Here is a 13,800-nt window from a genome sequence, read left to right as displayed (position 1 = left end):
ATCGACAGGGCGGCGATCAGCAGGGTCGCGGCGACCAGACCCTTGTAGCCGAACACCGGCTTACGGCTGAACACCGGAATGACCTCGGTGATGATGCCGAAGAACGGTAGGGCGACGATGTAGACCTCGGGATGGCCGAAGAACCAGAACAGATGCTGCCACAACATCGGCCCACCGGTGCTCACGTCGAACACGTGGGCACCCAGGATGCGGTCGGCGGCGAGCGCGAACAACGCGGCGGCCAGGAACGGGAAGACCATGACCACCAGCAGGCTGGTGACCAGGATGTTCCACGTCATGATCGGCATGCGGAACATCGTCATGCCGGGCGCGCGCAGGGTCAGGATCGTGGTGATCATGTTGACACCACCGAGGATGGTGCCGAGGCCGGACAGGGCCAGGCCGACCACCCACATGTTGCCGCCGATGCCCGGCGAGTGCAGCGAGTCGCTCAACGGCGTGTAGGCGAACCAGCCGAAGTCGGCCGCGCCGCCCGGGGTCAGGAACCCGCCGACCGCGATCGTGCCACCGAACAGGTAGAGCCAGTAGGCGAACGAGTTGAGCCGGGGGAACGACACGTCGGGCGCGCCGATCTGGATCGGCACCACGAAGTTCGCGAAGGCGAACACGATCGGCGTCGCGAAGAACAGCAACATGATCGTGCCGTGCATCGTGAACAGCTGGTTGTACTGCTCGGGCGACAGGAACTGCATGCCCGGGCGGGCCAGCTCCGCACGCATCAGCAGCGCCATCAGGCCGCCCAGCATGAAGAACACGAAGGCCGTGATCATATACATGATCCCGATCTGCTTCGCGTCCGTCGTGCGCAAGATCCGGGCGATCGCCGAACCCTTGACCTGCCGTCGGACCGGGTATGGCCGGGTCACGATCGGCTTAGGCGCAACGGTCGTCACGAATAGCCTCCGTTGTCTCGTTTGTCCCACTCAGTACGTCCGTAGGGAAAGGCGTACCTCGCAGGCAGAATAGTCCCCCACCCACCCCCGCCGGGCGCGGGGTGACCAAAGAGGTGATCGCCGTCAGAGGGGCGGCACGAGAGCTCCGTACTGTTCCGTGAAGATACGCAGGCCACGTCTGCGCAGCATGGGGTCGCGCAGCGCGGGCGGCACGTCGCGGGTGCGGTCGCGCTCCCGGGTGCGGTCGCGCACCTCGGAACAGCGGGGCCGGCGGCGCTCTTCATATGCCCGGAGCGCGTCGGGCACGGCGTCGGGATGGGCCCGCACCTCCTCGCCCAGCACGACCGCGTCCTCGAAGGACATCGCGGCGCCCTGGGCCAGCGTCGGCGCGGTGGCGTGGGCGGCGTCGCCGACCAGCAGCACCGGCCCGCGCGACCAGGCGTCGATGACCACCTCGTCGGTGCGGGCGACCTGCACCTTCTCGACCGCGGCGAGGATCGCCGGCACCGGGCCGCCGAATCCGGCGAACAGCTCGCGCAGGTGGGCGACCGGGTCTTCGGGGTCGGGCGAGTCGGGCGCGGTCTCGTCGGCGTAGCAGTAGATCTTGCGGCCGCCCATCGGCATCGCGGCGAACGAGGCCCGGCGGCCGAGCAGTGACGTCCAATCGCTGAGCGGCGGCCCGCCGCCGACCACCGCCCGGTAGACGATCTGGCCGGTCGGGACGGCCGGGCCGCCCAGCCCGGACTGGACCCGGATCGTCGAACGGCGCCCGTCGGCGCCGATGACCAGGTCGTATTCCGAGACGCTGCCGTCGCCGAACTCGACCTTGGCGGTGCGGTCGAAGACCTCCAGCGCCTTGACCGCGGTGTCGTAGCGGACCTCGCCGCCGACCCCGGTGAGCAGCACCTGCTGAAGGTCGGCCCGGGACAGGGCGCGGGACTCGCCGACGCCGGCCCAGAGGGCGGCCACGTCCATCTCGAACAGCGAGCGGCCGCGGGAGTCGAGGAAGACCTGCCGGAAGATGAGGTCGCCGAGCGGGCGCAGCGGCGCGTCGAGGCCGAGCTGGCGCAGGGCGCGGGAGGCGTTGCCGGGAAGATAGATGCCGGCCTTGGGTGACATGGTGGCCGGGAGCTCCTCGACCACCTCGGGCCGGAACCCGGCCAGACGCAGGGCGCGAGCCGTGGCCAGTCCTGCGATGCCGGCGCCCACCACGAGGATGCGCAACGTCATCGCGGCACCGCCTCCCACCCGTCGGACACGCCTCGGAGCCAAGACACTACCCCGAGCCACCGATCGAAGAAACCCGCGATCATCGGCCCGTCCGATTCCTTCAAGACGCCCGGCTCGTCCGGGATTAGCGTCGCCGACATGGCTACGACACTCAACGGCATCGGTCTCGCCGCGGCCGACATGGCAACCTCCCTCGCGTTTTATCGCCGGCTCGGCCTGGACATCGCGGCCGAGGCCGATCACGAGCCGCACGCCGAGGCGGTGCTGCCCGGTGGCATCCGTCTCATGTGGGACACCCACGCCTCGCTGCGCGGCTTCGATCCGGACTGGACACCGTCGACCGGCGGACCGAGCTTCGCCTTCCTCTGTGAGGACGCGTCCGAGGTCGATCGCGTGCACGACGAACTGGTGCGTGCCGGATCTCACAACGTCAAATCACCCTGGGACGCGCCGTGGGGCCAGCGCTACGCCATCTTGCGGGACCCCGACGGCTATCAGGTCGAGTTGTTCGCGTGGGCCAAATAAGAGCTCAGCGGGACGCCGACCAGCGCACGCACCTCACGGGAGAGGTGGGCCTGGTCGGCATAGCCCGCGTCGGCGGCGACCCGGGCGAACGGTGCGCCGCCGCGAGCCAGGGCCACCGCCCTCTGTAGTCGGAGAATCCGGTGCAGGGTCTTGGGCCCGTAACCGAACGCGGCATTGCTCCGGCGCTGGAGGTGCCGGGCACTCAGCCCGGCCCGCTCGGCGAAGGCGCCGACCGTCACCCCGGCCCGGACCGCCTCGGCCAGGGCCACCATCGCCCGGTCGGGCTCCCGCCAGCGCGCCGCGGCAACCGCTTCGAGCGCGGCGAGCGGCTCGGCCGACTCGGCCAATCTCCGCGCGTCGGGGGCCGGCCACAACTGGTCGAGGGGCACCTGACGATCGGTCAGTTCGGACGCGGGCAGCCCGAGCACCCCCGGACCGGTGCCGGAGCCGAACCGAAGCGCGAAGAGCCGGGTACCCACCGGCGCCCGCCCCGGGGCCTGGGCCGTCGTGTCGGGGCCGGCCACGAAGACGCGCCCGGACGCCCAGATGATGTCGAGGCAGCCGTCGGGCAGGACGCGGGTCGGCGCGTCGCCCGGCTCGACCTCGGAACGCCACGCGATCACGTGCGGCAGCATCGACGCTCGTTCGCGGTACATGCCTGCCACCCTGCCACGGGGGTACGACAGAATTGGATGGATGACCGACCGGCTCGACGACTACCGCCGCAAACGCACGGCCTCGCGCACCCCCGAGCCCATCCCCGGGCAACATCCGGCCGAAACCGGGCGCGGACGGTTCGTCATCCAGCAGCACCACGCCCGCAGCCTGCACTGGGACGTACGCCTGGAGCGCGACGGCGTGCTCGTCTCGTTCGCCGTGCCGCGCGGGCTGCCCCGCGACCGGGAACGCAACCACCTGGCCAAACACACCGAGGACCACCCTCTGGAATACCTGACGTTCCACGGCGAGATCCCGGCCGGCGAGTACGGCGGCGGCCGCATGACGATCTTCGACCAGGGCACGTACGACGCCGACAAGTGGCGCGACGACGAGATCGGCGTGACCTTCCACGGCGAGCGCACGAACGGGCGCTACATCTTCTTCCAGACCGAGGGCGCCGACTGGATGGTGCGCCGGATGGACCCGCCCGAGCCGGGCTGGGAGCCGATGCCCGAGCAGGTTGCCCCGATGCTGGCGACCCGGGCCCGGTCACTGCCGGCCGACGACGCCGAGTGGGGATATGAGATGGCGTGGGGCGGCCGGCGCGTCACCGCGTACGTCTCGGGGGGAAGGGTGCGGCTCACCGGAGCCGACGGCGCCGATCTGACCTCGTGGTTCCCGGAGATCCGGCCCCTGGGGCCGGCGCTGGCGCCGATCGAGGCCGTCCTCGACGGCGAGATCGTGACGTTCGACGGCCCGCACCCCGCGCCCGCCCGGCTGGAGCGCCGTCAGGCGCCGAAGGACGCCGCCGCGGCCCGGCGCGCGGCCGAGCAGAACCCTGTCCAGTTTTTGTCATACGACCTGCTGTGGCTGGAGGGTCATGCGACGCTGGAAGCCGTGCGCTATGCCGAACGCCGGGAACTGCTGGAGGGCCTCGCGGTGACCGGTGATCACTGGCAGACCCCGCCCTTTTTCCCCGGCGGCGGGCGCTATGCCCTCCAGGCCGCCCGCGAGCAGGGCCTGCCCGGCGTGGTCGCCAAGCGGCTCGACTCGCCCTATCTCCCGGGTCGCCGCACCCGGCTCTGGCTAGAGATCAACATCTAGCGGCCAAGACCTGCCCGGAGGGATGATGCAGCGAGGCGAGTGGCGTTGAAAAATCCCGCTGCAACCGGCACGTTCTCTTCAGCGGAGCCGTTGTCTTGACGATGAAGAGGATTCACCAGCGACCGCGGCGGGAAGGGCAGTCACGTGACCGCGACCGAGATGTCGGCCGAACTGTGGAATTCCGCCGCCCGGGTCCTCGAGGACAACTGGGCCGGCGACCACATGGTCCCCTCCCGCAAGCTGTATCCCCACCAGTGGAGCTGGGACGCCGCGTTCATCGCGATCGGGCTGGGCTATGTCAACCCCTCGCGCGCGTGGCGCGACCTGCGAAGTCTCTTCGAGGCGCAGTGGCCGGACGGCCGCGTGCCGCACATCGTCTTCGACCCGGCGACCGCCGAGGGTGACTACTTTCCCGGGCCCGCCGTCTGGAACGTGCCCGCCTACGGCCGCCGGCCGGCCCGCGGCAGCACCGGCATCGTCCAGCCGCCGATGCACGCGATCGCGGCCTGGGAGGTCTACCGCCACGCGTCGGGGCACGGTGCGGCGTGCGCGCTGCAGGCCCACACCGAGCTGGAGTGGCTCTATCCCCGCCTGGTCGCCCAGCAGGAATACCTGCTCGGCCGGCGCGACGCGGGCGGCGCCGGCCTGGCCGCGATCGTGCACCCGTGGGAGGCCGGGCTCGACAACAGCCCCTCCTGGGATCCGCCCCTGGCCAACGTGCCGGCCGACCGGTCGCTGCTCGAGACGTACCGCCGGCGGGACCTCGCGGTGGCCGACGCCGCCCAGCGGCCGACCGACACCGACTACGCGCGCTACATCGGGCTGGTCCTCAACTATCGCGACGGCAACTATTCCGACCACGACCTCGCCCAGCGGCACGGCTTCGTGGTCGAGTGCCCGTCGTTCAACTCGATCCTCGGCGCCGCCGAGCTGTCGCTGGCCCAGATCGCCGGCGTGCTCGGCCTCGGCGACCAGGCCCGCCGGCACCGCGACCGGGCCCAGCGCATCACCATGGCGATCGCCTCCCGGCTGTGGGACCCGCAGACCCGCACCTTCCACGCCCGCGACGTGCGCACCGGCCGGCTCAGCCCGGCCCAGTGTGTGAGCGGGCTGATGCCGCTCATGCTGCCCGACCTGCCGCCCGACCAGACCGAGGCGATCATGGCCGAGGCCCGCTCGGCCCGCTTCGGCCTGCCCGAGCAGACCCTGCTGCCCGTGCCAAGCTATGACCGCACGGCGCCCGACTTCGACACCCAGCGCTACTGGCGCGGCCCGATCTGGATCAACATGAACTGGTTGCTGCGCCGGGGCATGCTGGTACACGGCTACCGCGACGACGCCGAGGACCTGCGCCGATCGATGCTGCGGCTGGTGCACGGCAACGGCCACTTCGAATACTTCGACCCGAAGACCGGGGAGGGCCTCGGCGCGCCGGCGTTCGGCTGGACCGCGGCCCTCTCACTCGACCTGCTGGCCGACCGGTCGGTGCCGGCCTACGCCCGCAGCTGATCCTTTTCCGCGCCGATCGTGGTGTCGGGACCGTGGCCGGTGTGGACCACGGTCTCGGGCGGCAGCGTGAACAGCTTCTCCCGGATCGAGCGCTCGATGGTCGGCCGGTCGCTGTACGACCGGCCGGTCGCGCCCGGGCCGCCCTGGAAAAGGGTGTCGCCGGTGAAGACCGTCTTCTCGTCCGGCAGGGAGAAGCACACCGCGCCGGGACTGTGCCCCGGCGTGTGGATCACGGTCAGGCCGGCGATCTCCTGCCCGTCGGCGAGCGGCCGCGGCATCGGCACATCGGGGTGGACCAGCCGCCACAGCGGCTCCTCGGCCGGATGCAGGAACATCGGGGCGCCGGTCGCCGCGGCGACCTCCGGCGCCACCCTCACATGATCATCATGGGCGTGCGTCAACAGCACGGCGGTGACCTTGCGGCCGTCCACCACCTTCAAAATCTCCGGTACGCGGTGAGGAGCGTCGACAACCACGCAGGAGACGTCATCGCCGATCACCCACAGGTTGTTGTCGACGTCGAAGGTCTGGCCGTCGAGCGAGAACGTGCCGGCGATGACAGTGTGATCGACCCTCATCAGAAAACGACCACCGAACGCAGCACCCCACCGGTGCGCATCTTCTCGAACGCCTGCTCGACCTGGTCGAGCCGGATCTCCTCGGTCACGAACGCGTCGAGGTCGAGCCGGCCCTGCAGATAGAGCTCGGTCAGCATCGGGAAGTCGCGGCTCGGCAGGCAGTCGCCATACCAACTGGACTTGAGCGCGCCACCCCGGCCGAAGACGTCGAGCAGCGGCAGCTCGATCTTCATCTCGGGGGTCGGCACGCCGACCAGCACCACGGTGCCGGCCAGGTCACGGGCGTAGAAGGCCTGCTCGTAGGTCTCGGGACGGCCGACCGCCTCGATCACGACGTCGGCGCCGAACCCGCCGGTCAGCTCCTGCACCTTGGCCACCACGTCGACGCCCCGCGCGTTGACCGTGTGGGTCGCGCCGAACCCCCGCGCCCACTCGAGCTTCTGGTCGTCGGTGTCGATCGCGATGATCGTGGTCGCGCCGGCGATCTTCGCACCGGCGACCGCACCATCGCCGACCCCACCACACCCGATCACGGCCACCGAGTCGCCCCGGGTCACGCCGCCGGTGTTGATCGCCGCGCCGATGCCGGCCATCACGCCGCAGCCGAGCAGCCCGACCGCGGCCGGCCGCGCCTTCGGGTCGACCTTGGTGCACTGCCCGGCGTGGACCAGCGTCTTTTCGACAAAGGCGCCGATGCCGAGAGCCGGGGACAGCTCGGTGCCGTCCTCCAGGGTCATCCGCTGGGAGGCGTTGAAGGTGTTGAAGCAATACCACGGCTTGCCCTTGCGGCAGGCCCGGCAGTCGCCGCAGACCGCCCGCCAGTTGAGCACCACGAAGTCACCCGGCTTGACGTCGGTCACTCCGGCCCCGATCGACTCGACGACACCGGCCGCCTCGTGCCCGAGCAGGAACGGGAAGTCGTCGTTGATGCCGCCCTCGCGGTAGTGCAGGTCGGTGTGGCACACCCCGCACGTCTGAACCTTCACGACCGCCTCGCCGGGACCCGGGTCGGGCACGACCACCGTCACCACCTCGACCGGCGCCCCCTTGGCCCTCGAGATGACCCCCTGCACCCGCTGACTCATCTGCTGCAGCCCCTTCGTCGTCTTTGACCTCGGCGCCCAGCGTATTGGGGCCGGCACCATGAGCAAAGCGCAACCCGGAGGGCTGTGGATCCGTGTATCACGCGCGTGTTCTGGTGAGCCTTTTTCATCCTCCGTAGGTCGGGTTCTCGATGTGGTGTGGCACGGAGGATGGCGTGCCCGATCGTGGTAGCGCGGCGCAGGCCGGTGGCAGTGGGCGTCCGATGTTGCCGTAAGCACCTTTGATAGGCCCGGTCGGCGAAGGTCATCATGTTCGCACTGCCTTACCGGGAGCCTCGTCCTATGTCGACACTGGGTTGAGCCCGACCGCGACCAGCACCGTCACCGTGAAGACGGCTCAGTGCTCGTACCGGTCCGGACCGGCCACCTTCTTGGCCGGTTGGAAACCCTTCCTCGACCGCCCAGCGGCTGCCGGCGATCCGCGCGAGGTCGAGCAGCCTGGTCTTCCGCGAGCCGTAGCAGACGTAGTCGGCCGGCTCGCCCGCGCTCATGTTCGCCTGGCGCAGCCAGCGTCCGTGGCCCGGCCCGATCGGCTTGTCCCGCCGGACGGGCCGCCGCCGGACGGCCCGCCGCCGGACGGGCCGCCGCCGGCCCCCACCCCGGCACTGGGTGGGGGCCAGTCAAGCAGCCACCTACGACAATTTCCGCTCGTTATCCACCGACGGCCGCCGCGAAGACGTGCATCGCCGGCTGGCCGGAATGGGCGCCGTCCGAGATCGCCGGCAGGGTCAGGTAGCGAACGGTCTTGCCCGCGGTCAGCGGGACGGTCACCGCATAGAGGCTCGCGTTCTGGACGATGCTGCCGTTGGCCGTGTTGACCTGGAGCAGCGTCGCCAGGATGTCGCCGCCGGCGGTCGGGGCGTTGTTCCACCAGTCGTTGAGGTCGAGCGTGAACTTCTGGGTGGTCCCGTCGGTGTAGGTGATCACCGCGGTGCCGGCCACGTCGCCGTACGTGCTGGTGCCGACGATGCCGAGCCGGGACCCGGAGCCGGTCAGCGGCACGGTCTGACCGTTGGCGACGATGTTGTCGGGATGGGCCGACGGCCAGACGAAGCCGATCCCGTCGTGGGTGAAGGCCCCGCCCGGGGTCAGCCCGGCCGCCGCCAGCGCCTGGGCGGACAGGCTGTAGCCGCCGCCGTCGATGCTGGCCGCCGTCTGGCCGCTGTCGTCGCTGATCCCGGTGTTGTCGAGGGCGGCGGCCAGGGACGGGTGCGGCAAGGAAACCGGTCCCGATGCGGTGCTCCGGGAGGTGACGCCGGCGTCGGTGAAGACTGCGGCGGCGGTCAGCGCGTAACCACCCGGAGAGGCGTCAGCGGGCACCGAGACCTTCCACGTCGTGGTCGCCGGGGTGCCGCCGGGCAGGGTGGGGAAGGTCGGCGGCATCGTCGCCGAGACCGTCCATCCGGAAGGCGCCCGCAACGTGACCGCCACGTCGGACAGTGCCGGCGAGCCGGCCCCGTTCGGCAGCGAGGTGGTCACCGTGAGCGTGTCGCCCGGAGCGGCCAACGTGGGCGCGGTCAGGGTCAGCGGCCGGTTGACGGCCAGCGCGAAGATGTGCATGGCCAGGCCGCTGACCGGGCCGCGGCTGACGTCGGGCAGCGTGACGAACTTGACCGCCTTGGTCTGGTCGAGCGGGATCGCCGCGTAGTACATGCTGACCCGCTGGTCGTTCCGGCCGCCGGTGCTGTTGATGTACGGCGTGGAGACCAGCACGTCACTGCCCTGGGCGGCCGAGTTGGCCCACCAGTCGCTGAAGCTGAGGTCGAACGGCTGGGTACTGCCGTCGGCGTACGTGATCGTGCCGGTGCCGGAGGCGGTGCCGTTGTTGGCGGTGCCGATGATGCCGAGCGTCGGCCCGGTCCCCGAGATCGCCACCGTCTGCCCGCTCGCGACGACGTTGTCCGGCTTCCCCGGGGCGACGGAGGGCCAGGTGAACGTGGTGCCGTCGTGGGTGACCGGCGCACCGGGGGTGAGCCCGGCCGCCGCGAGCGCCTGGGCCGAGTAGCTCAGTGCCCCGCCGTCCAGGCTGCCCGCCGCCGGGTCGCTGTCGTCGCTGATCCCGACGTTGTTGTAGGCGGCCGCGAGCGAGGGGTAGGGCAGCGAGACCCGGCTGCTCCCGCTCACCGTGTGCGTCCCGGTGTCGTCGGTGAACGTCACCGATCCGGCCAGGTCGGTCTCGGCCGGCGCCGCGTCGGCCGGCACCGTGACGGTCCAGGTGGTGGAGGCGTTCTGTCCCGGCCGGACGGTCGGGAACGACGCCGGCGAGGCCGCCACCACGGTCCAGCCGGCGGGTGCGGGCAGCGAGAACGCGACGTCGTGCAGTGTCGCGGCTCCCGCCGGGTTGGGCAGTGAGGTGGTCACGGTGAAGGTGGCGCCGGGCTGGACGAGCGACGGCGCCGACACGGTGAACGGCGAGCGGACCACGATCGGGGCGCTGCCGGTCACGCCGTTGACGGTGGCGCTGATCGTGGCGGTGCCGTTGCTGCGCGCGGTGACGGTTCCGGCGGCACTGACCGTGGCCACCCGGGTGTCGCTGCTGCGGTAGGTGACGTGGGCCTTCTTGAGATCGAGGAAGGAGTGATCCGAGAGGGCCGCCTCGACCACGTGGTCGGCGGCCTGATGCGACGAGGCCTGCGCGGTGTCGTCGCCGATCCACGGGTTGACCCCGGTCAGGTCGAGCCGGTCACCAGGTGCGTAGACGACCTGACCGGGCTGGACCGTCACATCGGTCACCCTCGGGGCGAGGGTTCCGATTACCCGTACGGAAGAGCGCGCGGCGATGTGCGCCGAGTCGGATCCGACCTGGAATTGATAGGTGCCGTTGTAGACGACGTCCCGATTGTGGGTGGCGTCCCAGAACGACAGGTCGCTGACCTTGACCGGCACGGTGAGCCGCTGGGTCTGCCCGGGCCGCAGCACCGCGGTTTTGGCGAATCCGGCCAGCCGCTTGGCCGGCAGCTGCCGCCCGGGGACGGAGGGCGAGGCGACATAGACCTGGGCCACTGTCGCCCCTGCGGTCTTGCCGGTGTTGGTCACCGAGACGCAAACGTTCACGGTTCCGTTGGCGGTGGTCAAGCGAGGCGCGACCACCGATGAATACCGGAACGACGTGTAACTGAGTCCATAGCCGAAGGGATAGGTCGGCGCGCCGGTGAAGTACTGATAGGTGCGCCCGAGTCCGCCGGTCTCGGCCGGACTGAGGCCGTAGTTGTCGATCGCCGGCAGCTGCGAGTCGTCCTTGTACCAGGTGAAATCGAGACGGCCGCTCGGGTTCTGCTTGCCGAAAAGCACGTCGGCCAGCGCATTGCCCTGCTCCTGGCCGTTGTACGAGCTGAACACGACCGCCGGGAAATCGGCCTGCACGTCCGCGATGGCGATCGGCCCGTCGGTCTGCATGGCCAGCGCCGTCCGAGGGTTGCCCAGCGCGTGCACCTGGTCGATCAGCGAGCGGTAGTTCCCGGGGATCTCCAGGTTGTTGCGGTCGTTGCCCTCGCCCGCGGTCCGGTCGTCGGTGCCGATGAACACGACGACCAGGTCGGCCGTCTTGATCGCGTCCTGGGTGGCGGCCGAGCACGCGGCGGCCGCGGTCGCCACGGTGGACGTGCCGCACGCGTCGAAGGTGATTTTCGCTCCCGGGAGCGCATCGGTGATGCCCTGCAGCGGGCTGACCCGATGGCTGGGGTCGCCGGAGTAACCGCCGAGCGTCACCGTGTCGGCCAGGTCGCCGACGACGACCACGGACCGGGTCGCGGCCGGGTCGGCCGGAAGCAGCGCGCCGTCGTTCTTCAGCAGGACCAGCGAGTTGTCGGCCACGGTCCGGGCCAGCGCCTGGTGAGCCGGGCTCTCGATCTGATCCTTCGTGATCCTGGTGTAGGGCACCTTGGACGCCGGATCGAACTCGCCGGTCCGCATGCGAACGGTGAACAGGTGCACGAGGGCCTGGTCGACGATTCCCTCACTGAGCACGCCGGCCTTGATGGCGGCCTGGACGTTGCTCAGTGTCGCGTCGTCACCGGAGCAGTTGACGTCGGTTCCGGCGCGCAGCGCGTACGCCTGTCCCCCGGCCGCACCCGGCACCTGCCGGCCGGTGGCCGTCTGCGTCCAGACCGTCCTCCCGCCGACCGTGGCGGTCGTCCAGCCCGGCGGCGCCCAGTTGTGGCTGCCCGGGTTCCAGATGTCGCTGACCGCCCCGCAGTCCGAGGTGATGTAGCCGTCGAGCCCGTAAGAACGGCGGGCGATCGCGTCGGCGGTGTACGTGTCGGCCGGCGACGGCGTCCCGTTGATCGCGTTGTAGGACGTCATCAGCCCGGAGACGTGCGAGTCCTCGATCAGGCTCTGGAACTGCTTGAGGTAGTAGTCGCGCATGTTCGCGTCGGTGGTGTCGGACGACGTGCGGTTGCGGGTGTCCTCGACGTTGTTGAGCGCGAAGTGCTTGGCCGTCGCCGCCACCTTGAGATAGCGCGGGTCCTGCCCCTGGTAGCCCTCGACGAACGCCCCGGCCATCCGCCCGACCAGATAGGGGTCCTCCCCGAACGCCTCGTCGGTGCGCCCCCACCGCGGGTCACGGTCGAGGTTGACCGTCGGCGCCCAGTAGGTCAGCGAGCCGTAGTCGTCGCGCGAGGGCCCGAGGTTGTTCTGCCCGACCCCCCACAGCGACTTGTCGAGTTCCCCGCGGACCTCGTCCGAGATCGCCGTGGTCTCCCGCTGGATCAGCGCCGGGTCCCACGACATCGTGGCGGCGAAGTTGGTCGGGAAGCTGGTCGCGTGCACCCCGCCGGAGACGTCCCCGTGGTCGGTGTTCGCGCCGAGCGTGTTGATGCCGTGCTGACCCTCGTTCCAGTAGGTGTACTGCTGCACGCCCAGCCGCGGGATGGCCGGCGCGTTGTTGGTGTGCAGCTGGAGGACCTTCTCGGGCAGCGTCATCCGGGAGACCAGGTCGGCCGCCCGCTCCTCGAACGAGTAGTGGGTGTCGAGGTAGACCGGTGGTGGCGCGGCCTTTACGGGCGCAGCCTGCACCGGCACGGTCAGTGGGGCTGCGGTGAGGAGTACGGCCAGGAACTTGGTAACCACATGTGCCTCCGGGGACGCGGACAGTCACAGCATTCATGACTGTAGATGCGTTGCCGGGTTATTTCACGGTGTGGTCGAGAAATTTCAGAGCGGTCCGTCGAGAATCGCCTCGGCCGCCTTGGCCAACTGCCGCACCTGAGCCGGCGTCAACCGGTCGAAAATCAGCTGCTGAACCGCCTCGACGTGCCCGGGAGCGGTCTCGACCACCTTCGCGAACCCCTCCTCGGTCAGCACCGCGATCTGCACCCGGCCATCCTCCGGATTACGCTCCCGCCGCACCCAGCCCTGCCCCTCGAGCCGCGCCACCACGTGCGAGAGCCGGGAGAGCGACGAACTGACACTGCGGGCCAGATGGCTCATCGGCATCCGCCGATCCGGCCTCTCGGACAAGGTCAGGAGCACGACGTAACCCATGTGGGTCAGGCCCGCGTCGCGCTGCAACTGGGTCTCCAGCGCCGCCGGCACCCGGATCAGGACCTCGACGAAGCGGCGCCACATCTGCTGCTGTTCGTCGCTCAACCACCGGGCCTCGTCCATGAAGGAAGGTTAGTGGCGATGGCGGTACCCCCGCCCGCCCGGGTGGCCACGAAAAGGCCATCCTCTGGCCAAGGCACAAGATGCAGAGGGGTCCGTCGATCGACGGAAGAGCCTGCTGGCGGTACGCTTCGGCCGGTTCGGCGTCGGACCGGACGGCTGGGGGGCCTCGGCCGGCCCGGCGCCGTGCTCTCTATTGCTGGCTTCGCTCTATTGCTGGCTTCGCTTCGCTCCGCGAATGATCGCCCCTTTGGGGCTTGTGTCATCGGAGATGATTTTCTGCCGCCCGCACACCCCGCGGGCGTCAGAAAATCAGCTGCGATGACACAAGCGGGGCGATCACAAAGTCAAAGGCGAGGGCAACAGCTGGGCGGACACCAGCCAAAGGCCCGAAGTCACACAAGTCGAAGGCCCAGAAGTCACACGAGCTGAGGGCCCGAAGTCACACAAGTCGAAGGCCCAGAAGTCACACGAGCTGTGAGCTTCCCCCAGTTTTCCGGACACCTGAGGTGAGGTGGATGACGGCTTCCAGGAAGGATGTCGTGTCATGCCTGCTCCTCACCCTGTCGAGTT

General features: G+C 70.0%; 10 protein-coding genes. 3 read left to right on the top strand and 7 right to left on the bottom strand.

Annotated elements, in window-relative coordinates; all coding sequences use genetic code 11:
• On the bottom strand, positions 1 to 914 hold a 914-nt coding region (locus AB0M88_RS50225; protein WP_364114901.1), incomplete at its 3' end, for a cbb3-type cytochrome c oxidase subunit I.
• 123 nt (positions 915 to 1,037) lie between these two features.
• The gene (locus tag AB0M88_RS50220; protein ID WP_364114899.1) at positions 1,038 to 2,144 is read right to left on the bottom strand and encodes an FAD-dependent monooxygenase; all 1,107 of its coding nucleotides are present in this window, start codon (positions 2,142 to 2,144) and stop codon (positions 1,038 to 1,040) included.
• Between the two features lie 138 nt (positions 2,145 to 2,282).
• On the opposite strand from AB0M88_RS50220, the gene AB0M88_RS50215 reads away from it, so the two are divergent.
• Complete coding sequence (locus tag AB0M88_RS50215; RefSeq protein ID WP_364114897.1) at positions 2,283 to 2,669, top strand: VOC family protein; 387 nt, start codon at positions 2,283 to 2,285, stop codon at positions 2,667 to 2,669.
• On the opposite strand, the gene AB0M88_RS50210 is transcribed toward AB0M88_RS50215, so the two are convergent.
• Positions 2,639 to 3,325 (bottom strand): AraC family transcriptional regulator, encoded by a 687-nt coding sequence (locus tag AB0M88_RS50210; protein WP_364114895.1) that lies wholly within the window; start codon positions 3,323 to 3,325, stop codon positions 2,639 to 2,641. The genes AB0M88_RS50215 and AB0M88_RS50210 overlap by 31 nt on opposite strands.
• Positions 3,326 to 3,365: 40 nt before the next feature.
• Between AB0M88_RS50210 and AB0M88_RS50205 the strand changes: the two genes are divergently transcribed.
• Both AB0M88_RS50205 and AB0M88_RS50200 read left to right on the top strand, forming a co-directional pair.
• A complete protein-coding gene (locus AB0M88_RS50205; protein WP_364114893.1) occupies positions 3,366 to 4,433 on the top strand; it encodes a DNA polymerase ligase N-terminal domain-containing protein in 1,068 nt (355 codons plus the stop codon).
• Positions 4,434 to 4,577: 144 nt separating this feature from the next.
• A complete protein-coding gene (locus AB0M88_RS50200) occupies positions 4,578 to 5,942 on the top strand; it encodes a trehalase family glycosidase (protein ID WP_364114891.1) in 1,365 nt (454 codons plus the stop codon).
• Here the strand turns inward: AB0M88_RS50200 and AB0M88_RS50195 are convergent.
• The 4 genes from AB0M88_RS50195 to AB0M88_RS50180 form a co-directional block, all read right to left on the bottom strand.
• Positions 5,927 to 6,520, bottom strand: a complete 594-nt coding sequence (locus AB0M88_RS50195; protein ID WP_364114889.1) for an MBL fold metallo-hydrolase — start codon at positions 6,518 to 6,520, stop codon at positions 5,927 to 5,929. The two genes, AB0M88_RS50200 and AB0M88_RS50195, sit on opposite strands and share 16 nt — an antisense overlap.
• Positions 6,520 to 7,605, bottom strand: a complete 1,086-nt coding sequence (locus tag AB0M88_RS50190) for an S-(hydroxymethyl)mycothiol dehydrogenase (protein WP_364114887.1) — start codon at positions 7,603 to 7,605, stop codon at positions 6,520 to 6,522. Before AB0M88_RS50190 ends, AB0M88_RS50195 begins: the two co-directional genes overlap by 1 nt.
• 669 nt (positions 7,606 to 8,274) lie before the next feature.
• The gene (locus AB0M88_RS50185) at positions 8,275 to 12,693 is read right to left on the bottom strand and encodes a glycoside hydrolase family 3 C-terminal domain-containing protein (protein ID WP_364114885.1); all 4,419 of its coding nucleotides are present in this window, start codon (positions 12,691 to 12,693) and stop codon (positions 8,275 to 8,277) included.
• A gap of 84 nt (positions 12,694 to 12,777) precedes the next feature.
• Positions 12,778 to 13,230, bottom strand: coding sequence for a MarR family transcriptional regulator (locus tag AB0M88_RS50180; RefSeq protein ID WP_364114883.1), 453 nt, complete (start codon positions 13,228 to 13,230; stop codon positions 12,778 to 12,780).
• Positions 13,231 to 13,800: the final 570 nt, after the last annotated feature.

Source organism: Actinoplanes sp. NPDC051411, from assembly GCF_040682075.1.
Lineage (GTDB): Bacteria > Actinomycetota > Actinomycetes > Mycobacteriales > Micromonosporaceae > Actinoplanes.
The sequence above is the reverse complement of the archived record's forward strand: the minus strand, read 5'-3'. Positions and strand labels throughout refer to the sequence as shown.

What these genes read in the sequence shown, in the direction of transcription:
- AB0M88_RS50195 (WP_364114889.1), bottom strand. Translation starts at nt 6,520, where the DNA reads ATGAGGGTCGATCACACTGTCATCGCCGGCACGTTCTCGCTCGACGGC.
- AB0M88_RS50180 (WP_364114883.1), bottom strand. Translation starts at nt 13,230, where the DNA reads ATGGACGAGGCCCGGTGGTTGAGCGACGAACAGCAGCAGATGTGGCGC.
- AB0M88_RS50220 (WP_364114899.1), bottom strand. Translation starts at nt 2,144, where the DNA reads ATGACGTTGCGCATCCTCGTGGTGGGCGCCGGCATCGCAGGACTGGCC.
- AB0M88_RS50215 (WP_364114897.1), top strand. Translation starts at nt 2,283, where the DNA reads ATGGCTACGACACTCAACGGCATCGGTCTCGCCGCGGCCGACATGGCA.
- AB0M88_RS50210 (WP_364114895.1), bottom strand. Translation starts at nt 3,325, where the DNA reads ATGTACCGCGAACGAGCGTCGATGCTGCCGCACGTGATCGCGTGGCGT.
- AB0M88_RS50190 (WP_364114887.1), bottom strand. Translation starts at nt 7,605, where the DNA reads ATGAGTCAGCGGGTGCAGGGGGTCATCTCGAGGGCCAAGGGGGCGCCG.
- AB0M88_RS50205 (WP_364114893.1), top strand. Translation starts at nt 3,366, where the DNA reads ATGACCGACCGGCTCGACGACTACCGCCGCAAACGCACGGCCTCGCGC.